The organism is Devosia marina, from assembly GCF_009758415.1.
GTDB lineage: Bacteria > Pseudomonadota > Alphaproteobacteria > Rhizobiales > Devosiaceae > Devosia > Devosia marina.
Map to the genome: position 1 here is coordinate 1,371,642 of NZ_WQRF01000001.1, position 16,578 is coordinate 1,388,219.

The following is a 16,578-nucleotide window of genomic DNA, read 5'->3' on the forward strand; positions in this document are numbered from 1 at the left end:
CAGAGTACGCATGGCCGACACCGCACCCCTGCCCCGCCCCCAGGGCGGCCCGATCACCAGCCAGCTGCGCAGCCAGCAAGCCCCGGACTATCTGGCCGGCTTGAACCCCGAGCAGCGCGATGCCGTGGTCTCGACCGAAGGCCCGCTGCTGGTGTTGGCTGGCGCAGGCACCGGAAAGACCCGGGTGCTGACGACGCGTATTGCCCATATACTGAGCCAGCGCCTCGCCTGGCCGTCCGAAATCCTCTCGGTGACCTTCACCAACAAGGCTGCCCGCGAAATGAAGGATCGCATCGCCAGCCTTGCCGGCGATTCCGTCGAAGGCATGCCTTGGCTCGGCACCTTCCACTCGATTTCGGCGCGCATTCTCCGTCGCCACGCCGAACTGGTCGACTTGAAGCCGACTTTCACCATTCTCGACACCGACGATCAGATCCGCCTGATCAAGCAATTGCTGGCCGCGGAAGACATAGACGAGAAGCGCTGGCCCGCCCGCCAGTTCGCCGGAATGCTCGATGCCTGGAAAAACCGCGGCCTCCTGCCCAAGGATGTGCCGGCGGCCGATAGCGGATTTTTCGCCAATGGCAAGGGCGGCAAGCTCTATTACGACTATCAAGCGCGCCTGAAGACTCTCAACGCCGCCGATTTCGGCGATCTGCTGCTCGAATGCATTCGCCTGTTCCGCGAAAACCCCGAAGTCCTTGCCGAGTATCATCGCCGCTTCAAATATATGCTCGTCGACGAATATCAGGACAGCAACACCGCCCAATATCTCTGGCTGCGGCTGCTGGCCCAGGGCAAGCCGGCGCCAGAAGCCAATATCTGCGTCGTGGGCGACGACGACCAGTCCATCTATGGCTGGCGTGGCGCCGAGGTGGACAACATCCTGCGCTTCGAGACCGATTTTCCCGGCGCCAAGGTCATCAAGCTCGAGCGCAATTACCGCTCCACCGCCAACATCCTGAAAGCCGCCTCGACCCTGATCGCCTATAACGAAGGCCGTCTGGGCAAGACGTTGTTCACCGATATCGCCGAGGGCGGCGAGGCGATCTCCTTCACCCAGGTTTACGACAGCGAAGAAGAAGCCCGCACGATCGGCGAGGAAATCGAGCAATATCAGCGCCAGGGCGACGCCCTCAATTCCATGGCCATTCTGGTCCGCGCCTCCTACCAGATGCGCGAATTCGAAGAACGCTTCATCACCCTGGGCCTGAACTATCGCGTCGTCGGCGGCCCGCGCTTCTACGAGCGCAAGGAAATCCGCGACGCCCTGGCCTATCTTCGGCTCGTTGCTCAGCCCTCCGACGATCTCGCCTTCGAACGCATCATCAATGTGCCCAAGCGCGGACTCGGCGATGCCACCGTCAAGATGCTGATGGAAACTGCCCGCCACCAGCGTATCCCGCTCTTGCAGGCGGTCCGGCTGATGGTCGAAACCGAGGATCTCAAACCCAAGCAGCGCACCACGTTGCGCGCCCTTGTCGCCCAGTTCGACGACTGGGCCTGGCGCGCCGACAGCCTGCCGCCCTATCAGCTCGTCGAGCATATTCTGGAGGAAAGCGGCTATATGGACATGCTGACCGCCGACAAGTCGGTCGAGAGCCAGGGCCGCAAGGAAAACCTAAAGGAGCTCAGCCGCTCCATGGAGGAATTCGAGTCCCTCGGCGGCTTCCTCGAACACATTTCCCTTGTCATGGACCGCGACAGCGCCGATTCCAGCGACGCGGTGACCATCATGACGCTGCACTCGGCCAAGGGCCTCGAATTCGACACCGTCTTCCTGCCTGGGTGGGAAGACGGCACCTTCCCCAGCCAGCGCTCCATGGACGAGTCAGGCCGCGCCGGTCTCGAAGAAGAGCGCCGCCTCGGCTATGTCGGCATCACTCGCGGCCGCAAGCGCGTGCGCATTTCCGCCGCGCAGAACCGGCGTATCCACGGCCTCTGGCAATCCGCCATCCCCTCCCGCTTCATCGATGAATTGCCGCCCGATGTGGTGGAAGTCACCGATCGCGGCTCGGCCTATGGCGGCTATGGTTATGGGGGCGGCGCATCGAGCCGCTTCAACAAGGCCGACCCCTTCGAAAGCGTCTATGAAACCCCCGGCTGGCAGCGCGCCCGCGCCAACCAGGCCAACCGCAAGGGTTCAGGCCCGCTCACCATCGAGGGCGACCTCGGCAACCAGTCCAGCGGCTACGCCTTGGGCGAACGCGTCTTCCACCTCAAATTCGGCTATGGCGAAGTCATCCAGATCGAGGGCAACAAGCTCACCATCGACTTCGAAAAAGCCGGCACCAAGAAGGTGTTGGAGAGTTTTGTGAAGAAGGGATAGCGGACCTGGGATTGAAACCTGGCCCTCATCCACGCTTGCCGGAGGGGAAGATAAATCGCGAGTATCTCGGGGGCAACGCCCCCTATCGCGGCTGCCTCCCTGCAAACGGCGCGTGACTCTGATCTGCTCTGAAGCGCCTAGATTCCGATCCCGCCCTTCGGTTCGGTTTCAAATCGCTCTGCAAATCCAGCAATCATCGGCCTGGCCTTGGCAATGGTTGCCTGCACATGGGCAAGGTGCAGCGACGCCTTGTGCTGCTCCCGGCTGTCCCACACCTCCGAGATCCAGATGCCATTGTCGCTGCCCGGGTCGCGCGCAATCACATAAGACCGGCAGCCGGGCATGGGAGCGCTCCCCTCCAGCAAGGTCGTCAACAACTCCTCTCGCCGCCCATCTACGGCCAGCATGCGCCCGATCAATCCATACATTTTGCCGTCCCTCAAAACAGAACAAATGATGAACAACATGAACCCGTGCGTCAAGCCCCGTCCTTGACTTCGCCCCTGCCCCTGACGCAAGGAAAGCCACCCTATCAGCGCAAGGCCTTTCCATGTCCGTCGACCAGCTTTCCGTCTCCCTGACCAAGGAGCAGGCCTATGCCCTGGTCGACGCCGTCTCCGAGCGCGACGATCTGGCCCTGACCGCATCGGCGCACGAAAACGAAGAAACCGGCGAATGGGTGTTCGAAGCCACCTGCGACAGCCCGCCGGACGTCGCCGCCTTTTCCGAACTGGCCCGCCGGGTTCTGGGCGGCGATGTCGCCTTCTCGGTCGCGCCGATTGATCCGGAAATCAACTGGGTCGCCAAATCGCTTGAAGGTCTGGCGCCGGTCATTGCCGGCGGCTTCTATGTCTATGGCAGCCACGAAACCGCGCCCGTGCCCGAAGGCCTGACGCCGATGAAAATCGAAGCCGCCCAGGCGTTCGGCACCGGTCATCACGAAACCACCACCGGGTGCCTTGAGGCCATCGAGACCCTGCTGACCGAGCGCACGCCCACTCGCATGATCGATATCGGCACCGGCACCGGCGTTCTCGCCATTGCCCTGGCCAAGCGGCTCGAGGCGGTCATCCTGGCCACCGACATCGACCCTATCGCGGTGACCACCACCATCGACAACGCGGTCGAAAACGGTGTTGGCGAGCAGATCGACGCCATCGAGGCCACCGGGCTTGATCACGGCGAGATCACCGCCCGCGCCCCCTATGATCTGGTGGTTGCCAATATTCTGGCCGGTCCGTTGACCGAGCTTGCCCCCGGCGTCGGCAGCATCACCCAGCGCGGCGGCACGGCCATTCTATCGGGCATTCTCAATACCCAGGCCGATGGCGTCATCGCCGCCTACCAGACAGCAGGCTTCGCGCTCAAGGATCACCTCAAGCGCAAGGAATGGACCACGCTGGTACTGGAGAAGAACTGAGCCTTCTCCCCGACGGGGAGAAGAATGGAGGCACCACCGGGTGTGCCCCCAAAAAGCAAAATCCCCGAAGCGGGCTTCGGGGATCGGCATTGATCGTCAGCTTGTCGTGAACAGCAGCCTCAGGGGCGCTTGGTAACGGCGCCGATCAACTGATGCTGCATGCGGAAGCTGACCTGACGGGTGGCTTCGCGACCACGAGCGTCGATAAGACCACCCAATGCGTTGCGGAAACCAGTCTTGCTTTCAGTCATCTTTCATCTCCATGCGGCGGAAGGTCTATTGCCATCCGACATCGCCTATCTAGGCTGTTCGCACCGCCCCGGGAAGGGCTCTGCCGGCAAGCCAGCCATACCGAATTTGCAGGGCAAACTTAACGGCCGTTTACCTTGCGGCCCAGATCGTGATCACGCTCAAAGCGGGCGACAAAACGCTCGGCCTGACGAGTGCGGCCATCCACAATGGCGTTGAACGCGCGTTGGAAGAGATTGTTCTGCTTGCTCATTTCATGTGCTCCTGTTCTCTTGCCCACAACATAGGCTTCGCCCGGCGCGAAACCAGAGACAAGATAACAAGACAGCCATGCCGGAAATGCATCGCATGCCCTCCGGCCGGCCAGGATGCGCAATGACCAACACGCAGTTCAAACCGGCAGTTTTCCAGAGCTTTGAGGAAAAGGCAGACCCGTCAAATGTCGCGCCACGCATCGCTGCTTTGAGGGCAGCCATGCAAAAAGCGGGCATCGATGCCTTCCTCATACCGCGTGCCGACGCCCATCGCGGCGAGTCGGTTCCGGCCAGCGAGGCGCGCCTGGCCTACATGACAGGCTTCACCGGTTCGGCCGGCATGGCCGTGGTCGGCGCCCACAAGGCAGGCCTGTTCGTGGACAGCCGCTACACCCTGCAGGCCCCAACCCAGACCGACACTGCTCTGGTCAGTGTGCACGAGGTCAGTCAAGGCGGCATCAGTCCCGATATCAGCCTCTATGTGCCCAAGGGCGGCAAGCTCGCCTATGATCCCTGGCTGCACACACCAGGCGAAATCCGCGACCTCAACGAAAAGCTCGCCGGCCGCGCCGAGGCCATGCCGCACGCCAATCTGGTCGACACCATCTGGGCAGACCGCCCCGCCCCGCCAGTCAGCGCCATCGATTTTCTCGGCCACAACCGCGCCGGCCAATCGGCCACGGACAAGATCGCCGCCCTGCGCGAATCCCTCGCCGCTGATCACGCCGGGGCCGTTGTGCTGACCTTGCCCGAATCCATTTGCTGGCTGTTCAACATGCGGGGGCGCGATGTGCCCAACACGCCCTTCGTGCTCGGCTTCGCCATCGTTCCGGCCACCGGCCTGCCCACGCTCTTTCTCGATGCGGCCAAGATCACGCCGGAGCTGACCGCATCGCTGGAAGGCATCGCGGACGTCGCCGAGGCCACGACCCTCTCCGAGGCGCTCGACACCCTGGGCAAGGCGGGCAACCCCGTCCTCATCGATCCGCAGACCGCACCCGCCGCCATCGCCGAAACCCTGCGCGCGGGGGGCGCAAAACTGATCGAAAAACGCGACCCGGTGCTGGCCCCCAAATCGCGCAAAAACGAAGTTGAGCTGGCCGGCATGCGCGAGGCCCACAAGCTCGATGGCGTCGCCCTGGCCAAATTCCTGAGCTGGTTCGACACCGAAGCACCCAAAGGCGAGTTGACCGAAACCGGCATTGTCACGGCGCTCGAAAGCTTCCGGCGGGAAGAAGAAAGCTGCATCGACGCCAGCTTCGACACCATTTCCGGCGCCGGTCCCAACGGCGCCATCGTGCACTACCGCGTCACCACCAAGACGGACCGCAAGCTCAACCCCGGCGAGATCATGCTGGTGGATTCTGGCGCCCAATACCTCGCCGGCACCACCGACATCACCCGCACGCTCTCAACCGGACCGGCCACCGCCGAACAGAAAGACCGCTTCACCCGCGTCCTCAAGGGCATGATCGCTATTTCGACGGCCCGTTTTCCAGCCGGCACGACAGGCGCCCAGATCGACGTTCTGGCCCGCCAATTCCTCTGGCAGGATGGCGTCACCTACAATCACGGCACCGGCCACGGCGTCGGCGCCTTCCTGGGCGTCCATGAAGGCCCGATCGGCATCTCTTCGCGCTACACCACCCCGCTCGAGGCCGGCAATGTCCTCTCCAACGAGCCCGGCTACTACAAGGCCGGTGAATATGGCATCCGCATCGAAAACCTCATCACGGTGCGCGACGCGGCCGATTTTCCCGGCTATCTCGAATTCGAGACGCTGACCCTGGCGCCCATCGATACCCGCCTTATCGATCCCGCCCTGCTGACCCCAGCCGAGCGCGACTGGCTCAATGCCTATCACGCCCGCGTCTGGACCGAGATTGGCCCCCTCGTCAGCGGCGCGGTAAAAGATTGGCTGAAACAAGCCACGACGGAAATCTGAAGGTCAGGCGGCGTCAGTTGCGAAACAGGCGCCGCCGCTTCTACCAGTATTCTTTGGCGCTCTCGAATATCTCACTCAGCCGATAGGAATGCTGCGGATCTACCGCCTCAAGAGCGTTGATCCGCCATCCACCGTCCTCGAACGTCAGTTCATAGGCAATCAGGCGTGGTTCCCCGAAATTGGAGAAGCTTACCTCGACCAGAGCGGTGTCGCCTGAAATATCAGGCGAACCGACAGAAAAATCGGCAAGGTCGAAATCCTGCCCATCGATAAAGGGGTCAAAATCAAGCGCCCCCATTTCCCCTTCCGGGGTGTTTTCAGCATCCGCCACATACATGGCGTTGAGCGCAGCGGATCGGAAAACTGTCTCGTCGGGGAAAGGCTCACCGCCGATATAGGGCGCATAAAAGGCCTCCAACAGCGCCTCCGGCGTGTCGAATGGTTGGGCCGCGACCAGCGAGGTCAGGGTCAGGAAGGCAGCAGCGACAGCAAAAGGCAGACGCATGGGAGGTTCCTTGATGTGGGTGTACCAATCTCGCCGGACCAAACTATGTGGTCAATTGAACCAGATCGCGAAATTGGGCCAATTGTCGCCAAATACCCGAATGCCTTCCGCAAAGCTGTTGGCATCGGCAACCGGCCCTTCCTTGAGAAACGGCAAGGCGCCCTGCCCGGCCAGCAGCATCACGATATCGGTTTCGCTCGCGGTCTCGAAATAGGCGTTGAGGTCAAAGCCCTGGCGGAACCGCCAATGCGGCAGCAGGAGTTCGCCCGCCAAAATCTCATCGAGCCGGTCCAGCGTCGCCATCCACGCTTCGACAATTTCCTGGGTTACCGGCTGGCCAGGTACCAACGAGGTCTGGCGCGGCGATGGCACCAGTTCGCGATGATCGTCCGTCTCGAGCAATATGGCGGCCCAGTTCTGGCGCGACAGGGCCGTCACCGCCTGCATCCGAGCCTGCACACCGGCAAAGCGCTCCCTGTCGACAATCGGAAAATTGCTGGTGTGCAGCCCCGCAATCAGATCGGCCAGAAATGTATCGGTCTCCGGATCCATCAACAGCGTGCCGCCGCGTGAATAATCCTGCATCGGCAGGCCGGCCTCGGGAAACAGCCTGTGCCCCACCGCCTCGAACAGACGCGAAAAATCATGGGCCAGCAGCATGTCGAAGGGGAGCGCGCCGATCTGGCTATAGCCCGCCAGCCAGATCGCATCGGCCCGGTCGAACCCGATGCTGAGATCGGGCACCACCGTCTTGTCCCCCTTGCTCTTGCCCTGCGGCAGCGCCAATTCGCCACCCAGCAGGGTCGCCAGCGTTTCCTGCTCACCCACCGCGCCGTCGCCGTTAATATCGAGACGCACACGCAGCGGATCGATAGTGATGACATAATCACCCTCAGCACCCGCGGCCTCAAAGCTGGCCCGCGCCCGGTCCAGCCCAACGACGAATTCGCCCAGAATGCCGCGCAACCCCGCATAGTCCAGCGCTTCCGGATCAGGATTGGCCGGCGCCGAAGGTACATTCGCATCAAGCCCCAGCATCATCGCAGCGGCCGGCAGTCGCGGCGTCACCGCCCCATGACGATAAAAACCCTGCGACAGCCCCTCAATGGCTCCGATCAGGTCGATCAGCCCCAGCCCAAAGCAGGCATCGGCGTGAGGCACGGCACACTGCTCTTCATAAATGGCACGCTGGCCTGCCGCCTCTCCGGCATAGAGCAGTTCGGCCAGCTGATCGCCCGCCTCACTGGCAATCGCGATGCCCGGCAGCATCATGGCGCCCAGCGCCAAACCAATGAGTCTGCGCATCGCGCCCTCCTCTTTCAGCTCACTGCGCAACCCGCTCGAACCATTCGTCCTCGCTGATGACCTCGACGCCCAGCTCCTCGGCCTTTTTCAGCTTCGATCCGGCGCCAGGTCCGGCAACCAGAATATCGGTCGCACCAGACACCGAACCGGCCACCTTGGCACCCAACCGCTCGGCCATGGCCTTGGCCTCAGTCCGGGTCATCTTTTCCAGCGAACCGGTGAACACCACCGTCTTGCCCGCCACCACACTATCCGCCGAAATCGTGACCACATAGGGCTGCGGCCGCACCTCGGCCAGCAGATCGTCCAGCGCCTGCACATTCCGTTCATTGGCGAAGAACGCCATCACCGATGAGCGCACGGTTTCACCAATCCCGCCAATCTGCGGAAACACAGAGTGTCCATCCTCATGCTGCGCCGCCGCGATTGCCGTTTCCCGGAACCGCTCCACCGTCCCGAACTCCTTGGCCAGCAATGCCGCCGTCGTCTCCCCGACATGGCGAATGCCCAGCGCAAAGATGAACCGGTCCAGCTCCGGTTCTCGCCGCGCATCGATCGCATCAAACAGCTTTCTTACGGAAACCGGCCCGAACCCGTCCGCATCCTTGAGCTTCTTGACGGAACGTTCATCCCGCGCCTTGAGCGTAAAGATGTCAGCCGGCCGGGCGATGCGCCCCTCGGCATAGAACTGCGCCACCTGCTTGTCGCCCAGCCCATCGATATCGAGCGCATTGCGCGAAACGAAATGCTTGAGGTTCTCGACGGCCTGCGCGGGACAGATCAATTCACCCGTGCAGCGCCGCACCGAGTCCAGCTTGCCGGTCTTTTCATTGAGCTCCCGCACCGCCTCTGAGCCGCAGGCCGGGCAGATATGCGGAAATTCAAACGGCGTTGCGTCCGCGGGGCGCTTGTCGAGCAGCACATCGACGATCTGCGGAATGACGTCCCCAGCCCGCTGCACGATCACCGTGTCGCCCACCCGCAGATCGACGCCATTGCGGATCGGCTCGCCATTATTGCCGATGCCCTTGATATAGTCTTCATTATGCAGCGTGGCATTCTCTACCACGACGCCCCCCACCGTCACCGGCTGCAACCGCGCAACGGGCGTCAACGCCCCGGTGCGCCCAACCTGGATGTCGATGCCGGTCAGAATGGTCGTCGCCTGTTCGGCCGGAAACTTGTGGGCAATCGCCCAGCGCGGCGCCCGCGCGACGAAGCCCCAGCGCTGCTGCAAATCGAGCCGGTCGAGCTTGTAGACCACCCCATCGATATCGTAGCCCAGCGTCGCGCGTTGCTCCTCTATCTTGCAGTAATGCCCAATAAGCGCCTCGGCACTCTGGGTGCGCAGCATCAGCGGATTGGTGGCAAAGCCCCATTCCTTGAACTTTTGTACCACCTCGGTCTGGGTCGCCGCCGGCGGGGTTGCATTGCCTTGTTCGTCCTCCGCAATGCCCCAGGCATAGGCGAAGAAATTGAGATTGCGGCTGGCCGTGATTTTGGGGTCCTTCTGGCGCAACGATCCGGCCGCCGTATTGCGCGGATTGACATAATCCTGTCCGCCGAACTTGGCCGAATGCGCTTTCAGGCGCTGGAACTCGGCATGGGTCATATAGACCTCGCCGCGGATTTCGATCACCGCCGGCCAGCCCGATCCTTCGAGCCGGTGCGGTATATCCCCGATGGTCTTCAAATTCTCGGTGATATCCTCGCCCTCGGTGCCATCACCGCGCGTGGCCCCGCGCACGAAGACGCCGTTCTCGTAGCGCAGTGAGGCCGACAGCCCGTCGATCTTTGGTTCGGCGGTAAACTCCAGCACAAAATCGGGATCGCGCAGGATATCGGCCATGAAGAACTTCTTGGCCCGTGCCACAAATTCGGTGATGTCTTCGTCGGCAAACGCATTGGCCAGGCTGAGCATGGGCACGCCGTGACGCACCTTGGCAAAGCCTTCCGCCGGGGCCGCGCCAACCCGCTCCGACGGACTGTCCGTCCGGACCAGCGCCGGGAACGCCTGTTCGATCGCGTCATTGCGGCGCTTCAGCGCGTCATATTCGGCGTCCGAAATCTCCGGCTGGTCCTGCTGGTGATAAGCCAGATCGGCCGCTGCAATGGCACCAGCCAGCCGCTCCAGCTCGGCGCGGGCTTCATCCTCGGAGAGATCGGAGACGTCTTTGAGAGGCAGGTCAGACATGGAATACTCGGACAAGATTCTTGCGGACAGAATACCCCCACCTCGCCTCCCCCTGATAGGGGAAGGAACAGATCGGGGAACACCAATACGGCTGGGCTCCACGGTGCGCCCTCCCTTATCAGGGGGAGAGTGGGAGGGCGTACCCGAACAAGGTCTTTATCCCACCGCCGCCAGCAATTTCTTGGCAGCAGCGCGCGCTTCCTTGGTGATTTCCGCACCCGCCAGCATGCGCGCCACCTCTTCCTGTCGCGCGGCCTTGTCGAGTGGACGGACATGGGTACGCACAAAGGCTCCCTCTTCCACCATCTGCTTTTCGATCAACAGGTGCCGGTTGGCCCCGGCTGCCACCTGCGGCGCATGGGTCACCGTAAGCACCTGCACCGTCTGGGCCAGTCGCGACAGCCGCCGCCCGATTGCGTCGGCAACCGCCCCACCGACACCGGTGTCGATCTCGTCGAAGATCAGCACCGGCGCCGAGCCGCGATCGGCCAGCACCACCTTGAGCGCCAGGAGGAACCGGCTCAACTCACCACCCGAGGCCACCTTGAGCAGTGGACCGGGCGCGGTGCCTGGGTTGGTCTGCACATGAAACGCGATCTGGTCATAGCCGGCCGCCGACACCCGCTCGCCATCGGCCTGGTGATCGACGATGAACCGCGCCGCGCCCAGTTTCAGATCTGGCAATTCCGCTTCCACGGCCTTGCTGAGCGCATCGGCCGCCTTCTTGCGCCCAACACTCAGAATATCTGCCGCTTCACGATAGCGCGCCCGAGCCGTCGCCTCTTCTGCCTCCAGCGCCTTGAGCCTGGTCTCGCCGCTCTGCAGCGTCTCCAGATCGCCGGCATATTTGGCCAGCACGTCGGCCAGCCCATCGCAATCGGTCTGGTGCTTGCGCGCCGCCGCCCGCAGGGCGAACAGACGCTCCTCGACATCTTCCAGCTCGGCCGGATCGAACGCCATTTCGCGCTTGAGCTCTTCCAGCGCGTCACCGGTGCGATCCAGTGTTGTCAACGATGCGTCGAGCGCATCCACGATGGGCTGGAACAACTCTGCGCCGCCATCGATCTTGCGCATCAGCCGCCGCATCAGCGACGCCAGCGTTGGCGTGGGCGCATTCGGGCCGTTGAGAATTTCGTCGATCTCGACCACATCTGAGGCCGCCTTTTCGGCCTGCTGCAATTGCTGCCGGCGTTCAGCCAGCTCCTCTTCCTCACCAGCGACGGGATTGAGCTTGCTCAATTCTTCCACGGTGTGCCGGGCATAGTCCTCGGCGGCCAGCGCCTCTGCCACAAGCGCCCGCTGTTCAGTCACGGCCTGCTGCGCCTCGATCAGCGCCGCCCAGCAATCGCGCACCGCATCGGCCTCCGCACTCAATTCGCCAAAGGCATCGAGCGCGGCCCGGTGCGTGGCCACATCCACCAGGGCCCTGTCATCATGCTGTCCATGGATCTCGACGACCTGGCTGCCAACCTTCTGCAACAGCGAGGCCGATACAGGTTGGTCATTGATGAAGGCGCGCGTTCGCCCATCGGCGAACTGTACGCGCCGCAGAATCACATCTTCATCATCGGGAATGGCATTGTCGCGCAACAGGGCCCGCGCCGGATGATCGGCCGCCAGCTCGACGACGGCCACCACCTGCCCGCTTTCCTGCCCCTGCCGGACCAGAGAGGCATCGCCCCGCCCCCCCAGGGCAAGGGTCAGCGCATCAAGCAGGATCGACTTGCCGGCGCCAGTTTCGCCTGTCAGCACGGTCATGCCGGCATCCAGGGCCAGATCGAGTTGATCGATCAAAACGATATTGCGGACTGACAGCGCGTTGAGCATGCGCGAACTTCCCGTGGCTGCACCACCAAAGCTCCGCTTTTATCACTTCCGTCGTGTGACCCTGCACCTTTCCCGGCGCGCATCCACAGTTAAGACGCAGCAAAAAGCGAAACCGGGACACATGATAGCGCCCCGGAACAAAATAGCAACATTGATTTTCGAGCTGGTTTAGGCCCGCACGCCAGCCAGCCAGCTACCCGAATTGAGCTCGGGCGCAAGGCCTTGCTTGCCCAAGAGTTCGAACGCCCGCTTGTACCAGTCGCTGGCCGGATAATTATGGCCCAGGACCGCCGCAGCGGACTTGGCTTCGGTGGTCAGCCCGAGCAGCAGATAGGTCTCGGTCAGGCGATAAAGCGCTTCCTCGATATGGGTCGAGGTCTGCCAGCGTTCCACCACTTCACGGAAGCGGTTGATGGCAGCGGCATATTGACCATTGCCCTGATAATAGCGGCCCACCGACATTTCCTTGCCGGCAAGCTGGTCATAGGCCACCAGCAGCTTGTCGCGCGCATCCACGGCGTGCTCGGACCTGGGGTAATTGTTGATCAACAGATTGTAGGTGTCGATCGCATCGCGCGACAATTGCTGGTCGCGGGTGATGTCCTTGATCTGTGCGAAATAGGCCGTGCCCTTGAGCCAGAGCACATAGGGCACTTCCGAGCTGGACGGATAGAGCGCCAGATAACGGTCTGAGGCTAGAATCGCCTCGTCAAAACGGCCAATGCGATAATTCGCATAGACCTGCATCAGCTTGCCTTTTTCGGTCAGCGGATCGCGCGGATGCTGACGCTCCAGCTTTTCGAGCTTGGTGATTGCGGTCTGGTAGTATTGCCGATCCATGTCGTCCAGCGCACCCTGGTAGAGCGTCTGGGCCGGAACAATCGGCTCTTCCTTGATCTTGGGCGGACCGAACAGGTTCATGCCCGAGCATGCGGTCAGGACCACGGCCATAAGGCCCATGGCAGCGAACCGGATAGCCCGGCTGGAAAACTGGCTCAAAACGTCAAGCTTCACGAACGGCCCCGTTCAAAATCATTCCGCAGCAGGACTGCGGGCCTAGTCGGCAAATGGATCAAAACTGTGGCGCGGCTGCTGGACCCCAAGGCCCCTCAGCGCACGGACCGCAAGTAATGATGGACTTCCAGACCCTCGGGCTGATCTTCGAAACTTTCGAATTCCAGCGGCAGGTCTTCAGCATTGACTATTTCATAATTGGCGTCGCTGGAAAAGAGCGAGGCCAGCACATGCGCGTTAAGGGCATGCCCACCCTTGTAGGAGCGGAACTTGCCCCAGATCGCCAGGCCGCCAAGCGACAGATCGCCAATCGCATCGAGCAGCTTGTGGCGCACAAACTCGTCTTCGAACCGCAGCCCGCCCGGATTTAGGATGCGATCCTCATGCACGGTAATCGAATTATCCAGGCTCGAACCGAGCGCATAGCCGGCCTGACGCAGGATCTTGGCGTCACGCACAAACCCGAATGTGCGCGCCTGTGCCACATCCTCGAAATAGCGGCGCGGCGTCCAGTCGAAGATCATCCGCTGGCGCCCGATCACCTTGGAGTCAAAATCGATCTCCAGGTCCAGCGCGCGCCCATTATAGGGCTCGAGCGCCGCAAAGGCGTCATTATTGCGCACGGTCACCGCGCGCACGATCTTGAGAAATTTCCTCTGCGCCGGCTGAATCTCAAGGCCAACGGCCAGAATGGCTTCGGCAAATGGATGGGCCGACCCGTCCATGATCGGGCATTCCGGTGCATCCAGCGTGATCACCGCATTATCGACACCCATGCCTGAAAGCGCGGACACTACGTGTTCCACCGTCGCCACGCTGACACTGTCGCCCAAATCCAGAGTGGTGCACAAAGTGGTCCGGGTCACGCGCGAATGATGCACCGGCACCGGCTTGGTGAACTGGCCGTCGCCGAGATCACGACGGATCATGTAGCCGCTGTCGGGAGCCCCTGGCGCCATGGTCAGCGTGACCGGCTGCGCACTGTGCACGCCATAACCGGCAAAGCTGATTTCGCCGGCAAGCGTGCGCTGGCGCTGGGAAAGTTTGTTCATGCCTGGATATGCTCCGCCCGGACGTTCACGCTCAATTGAGACTGTTAGCCAAAAAAAACTCGGTGCGGAAGCCGCACCGAGTGAGCTTTTGATCGATGATCCTCAGAGGATCAACCGTGCTTGCGCAGGAAGGCCGGAATTTCCAGGTGCTCCTTGGCCGGCGCCGCCGCCGGGGCTCGCCCCTGATTGTCCAACTGGCCGCGTGCACCCTCGCTGGCAGGAGCAACGCGGGAAGTCCTTGCCACACCGGCCTCAATGGCGCTGCGGGCGGCCGCATCATCGGCAACCGGGGCCTGCGGCTCGGCGCGCCCTTCGGGCTGCTGCTGCCCCAGATTGAGACCCACATTCGAGGCCAGGCGCTTGAACAGGGCGCGGGCATTGCGCGGCTCGGCGTCGTGACGTTCCTGCGCGTCCTGTGACCGGCGCGCAACAGCGGGAAGCTCCTCCGTGCGCGGCATGCGACGCTGTCCTTCCGGGCGGGCAGCATGCGATGGCACATATACGCTTGGAATCGGCTGCTCTTGCACGGCCGGCGCCTCATCAGCCTCGGCCACGCTATCGGCTTCAGGCGTATAGGGCTCGACCACGATGCCGTCGTCTTCATCGGCATAGGCCTGCTGCGGCTGATGGGCGGCAAAGGCCTGGGCAACCGCGGCCTCAACCTGGTGACCGATTTCCTCTGCCTCAACCTCGGCAGCCACAGGCTGGGCAGCCTGCGGCACGACCGAATGTTCGGCCGGCACGTGGCGCTTGACCGAGAGCGGGGTGCGCGAGGCATGCGGCTTGGCCGGCTCCATCGCCTGAACCATGGTCGCATCAGTGCCGGTCGCAACGACCGACACACGGATCGTGCCATTCAGGTTCGGATCATAGGTGGCGCCCAGAATAATATTGGCGTCGGTATCAACTTCCTCACGGATGCGGCTGGCCGCTTCGTCGACTTCGTAAAGCGTCAGGTCCGGACCGCCGGTGATGGAGATCAGCAAGCCCCGCGCGCCCTGCATCGACACATCGTCGAGCAGCGGATTGGCAATGGCCGCCTCGGCAGCGTGACGGGCACGATCTTCGCCCGAGGCCTCGCCGGTACCCATCATCGCCTTGCCCATGCCGCGCATCACGGCGCGCACGTCGGCGAAGTCGAGGTTGATCAGGCCTTCCTTGACCATCAGGTCGGTGATGCAGGCCACGCCCGAGAACAGCACCTGGTCGGCCATCGCAAAGGCGTCGGCAAAGGTGGTCTTCTCATTGGCCACCCGGAACAGGTTCTGGTTCGGAATGACGATCAGCGTGTCGACATGGCGATGCAGCTCGTCAATGCCGTCTTCCGCCAGGCGGGCACGACGATTGCCTTCGAAATTGAACGGCTTGGTGACCACGCCAACCGTCAGAATGCCCTGCTCGCGCGCCGCACGGGCAATCACCGGCGCCGCGCCGGTGCCGGTGCCGCCACCCATCCCGGCGGTGATGAACACCATGTGCGAACCGGAAAGATGATCGTTGATTTCGTCCCAGCTCTCTTCGGCGGCCGCGCGACCCACTTCAGGGTGCGAGCCAGCGCCCAGGCCTTCCGTTACGCCGACGCCGAGCTGGATGATGCGCTGTGCCTTGCTCAGGGCCAGCGCCTGCGCGTCGGTATTGGCGACGACAAAATCGACGCCGTCCAGACCGGACTCGATCATGTTGTTGACGGCGTTGCCGCCGGCACCGCCCGCACCGAACACGGTGATGCGGGGCTTCAGTTCCTGAATGTCCGGGATAGTCAGATTGATGGTCATTGATGGCCCCATAGTGGCGTGGTTAGTTAAGATTTACCCATCCATTCGTTAACTCCGCCCTAACAAGTGAGTCGGTCCGGTTAACTTCTGCGCAAATTGCGACACCCCCTCGTTACGCGTTCAGCACCGGTTAACCACGCCGAGCCCCGCAATTTCCGGCATTGACAACCATTCGGTTAATTAATAACCATTTACGCATATACCCATTTAGTTATGCAAAAGTGATGAAGAGACCCCATGACCAGCATCATGCCCTGCCTCTGGTTCGATGACCGGATCGACGAGGCCATCGCCTTCTACACCGAGACCTTCAAGGACGCTCGTGTCCACGATCTGGTGCGCCACGCACCCGACAAGCCCGCCTTCACCGCCGTCCTCGAACTGGCCGGCCAGAAGCTCATGCTGCTCAATGGCGGCCCGCGCTTCACCTTCAATGAATCGGTCAGCCTTGTTATCGACACCGATGGTCAGGAGGAAACCGACTATTTCTGGAGCCGCCTGACCAGCGATGGCGGCGAAGAAAGCATGTGCGCCTGGTGCAAGGATCGCTTCGGCCTCTCCTGGCAGGTCGTGCCCCGCCAGCTCACCAAGGCCCTGACCGGTCCCGACCGCGAAGGGGCCAACCGCGCCATGCAGGCCATGCTGCAAATGCGCGAGATCGATATTGCCACGATCGAAAAGGCCTACGCTGGAGCCTGACAGCCTTCCC

At 62.3% G+C, this 16,578-nt stretch carries 14 protein-coding genes; 4 read left to right on the forward strand and 10 right to left on the reverse strand.

The window, feature by feature from the left end; all coding sequences use genetic code 11:
• The first annotated feature begins 10 nt into the window (after window positions 1-10).
• Window positions 11-2,329: an ATP-dependent helicase gene (locus GO014_RS06665; protein ID WP_246204391.1), complete on the forward strand. Its 2,319-nt coding sequence runs from the start codon at window positions 11-13 to the stop codon at window positions 2,327-2,329.
• Between the two features lie 137 nt (window positions 2,330-2,466).
• Here the strand turns inward: GO014_RS06665 and GO014_RS06670 are convergent, their stop codons facing one another.
• Entirely contained in the window at window positions 2,467-2,796 is a 330-nt protein-coding gene (locus GO014_RS06670; RefSeq protein ID WP_343030803.1) for a putative quinol monooxygenase, read from the reverse strand.
• Between the two features lie 83 nt (window positions 2,797-2,879).
• On the opposite strand from GO014_RS06670, the gene GO014_RS06675 reads away from it, so the two are divergent.
• The gene (locus GO014_RS06675) at window positions 2,880-3,749 is read left to right on the forward strand and encodes a 50S ribosomal protein L11 methyltransferase (protein ID WP_157289575.1); all 870 of its coding nucleotides are present in this window, start codon (window positions 2,880-2,882) and stop codon (window positions 3,747-3,749) included.
• 119 nt (window positions 3,750-3,868) lie between these two features.
• Here the strand turns inward: GO014_RS06675 and GO014_RS19365 are convergent, their stop codons facing one another.
• Entirely contained in the window at window positions 3,869-4,000 is a 132-nt protein-coding gene (locus GO014_RS19365) for a hypothetical protein (protein WP_281261866.1), read from the reverse strand.
• Window positions 4,001-4,119: 119 nt separating this feature from the next.
• Window positions 4,120-4,251 (reverse strand): hypothetical protein, encoded by a 132-nt coding sequence (locus tag GO014_RS19370; RefSeq protein WP_281351140.1) that lies wholly within the window; start codon window positions 4,249-4,251, stop codon window positions 4,120-4,122.
• Window positions 4,252-4,373: 122 nt separating this feature from the next.
• Between GO014_RS19370 and GO014_RS06680 the strand changes: the two genes are divergently transcribed.
• The gene (locus tag GO014_RS06680) at window positions 4,374-6,197 is read left to right on the forward strand and encodes an aminopeptidase P family protein (RefSeq protein WP_157289576.1); all 1,824 of its coding nucleotides are present in this window, start codon (window positions 4,374-4,376) and stop codon (window positions 6,195-6,197) included.
• Between the two features lie 40 nt (window positions 6,198-6,237).
• On the opposite strand, the gene GO014_RS06685 is transcribed toward GO014_RS06680, so the two are convergent.
• The 7 genes from GO014_RS06685 to ftsZ form a co-directional block, all read right to left on the reverse strand.
• Window positions 6,238-6,702, reverse strand: a complete 465-nt coding sequence (locus GO014_RS06685; RefSeq protein WP_157289577.1) for a YqhG/Tai3 family protein — start codon at window positions 6,700-6,702, stop codon at window positions 6,238-6,240.
• A gap of 51 nt (window positions 6,703-6,753) precedes the next feature.
• Window positions 6,754-8,007, reverse strand: coding sequence for a hypothetical protein (locus GO014_RS06690; RefSeq protein WP_157289578.1), 1,254 nt, complete (start codon window positions 8,005-8,007; stop codon window positions 6,754-6,756).
• A gap of 19 nt (window positions 8,008-8,026) precedes the next feature.
• The gene (gene ligA / locus GO014_RS06695) at window positions 8,027-10,201 is read right to left on the reverse strand and encodes an NAD-dependent DNA ligase LigA (RefSeq protein ID WP_157289579.1); all 2,175 of its coding nucleotides are present in this window, start codon (window positions 10,199-10,201) and stop codon (window positions 8,027-8,029) included.
• 156 nt (window positions 10,202-10,357) lie between these two features.
• Window positions 10,358-12,028, reverse strand: coding sequence for a DNA repair protein RecN (gene recN / locus GO014_RS06700; RefSeq protein ID WP_157289580.1), 1,671 nt, complete (start codon window positions 12,026-12,028; stop codon window positions 10,358-10,360).
• A gap of 168 nt (window positions 12,029-12,196) precedes the next feature.
• Window positions 12,197-13,042, reverse strand: a complete 846-nt coding sequence (locus tag GO014_RS06705; RefSeq protein ID WP_116588286.1) for an outer membrane protein assembly factor BamD — start codon at window positions 13,040-13,042, stop codon at window positions 12,197-12,199.
• Between the two features lie 95 nt (window positions 13,043-13,137).
• The gene (gene lpxC / locus GO014_RS06710) at window positions 13,138-14,094 is read right to left on the reverse strand and encodes a UDP-3-O-acyl-N-acetylglucosamine deacetylase (protein ID WP_116588285.1); all 957 of its coding nucleotides are present in this window, start codon (window positions 14,092-14,094) and stop codon (window positions 13,138-13,140) included.
• Between the two features lie 110 nt (window positions 14,095-14,204).
• Complete coding sequence (gene ftsZ / locus GO014_RS06715; RefSeq protein WP_157289581.1) at window positions 14,205-15,869, reverse strand: cell division protein FtsZ; 1,665 nt, start codon at window positions 15,867-15,869, stop codon at window positions 14,205-14,207.
• Window positions 15,870-16,106: 237 nt separating this feature from the next.
• Between ftsZ and GO014_RS06720 the strand changes: the two genes are divergently transcribed.
• A complete protein-coding gene (locus tag GO014_RS06720) occupies window positions 16,107-16,568 on the forward strand; it encodes a VOC family protein (RefSeq protein ID WP_157289582.1) in 462 nt (153 codons plus the stop codon).
• The last annotated feature ends 10 nt before the right edge of the window (window positions 16,569-16,578 follow it).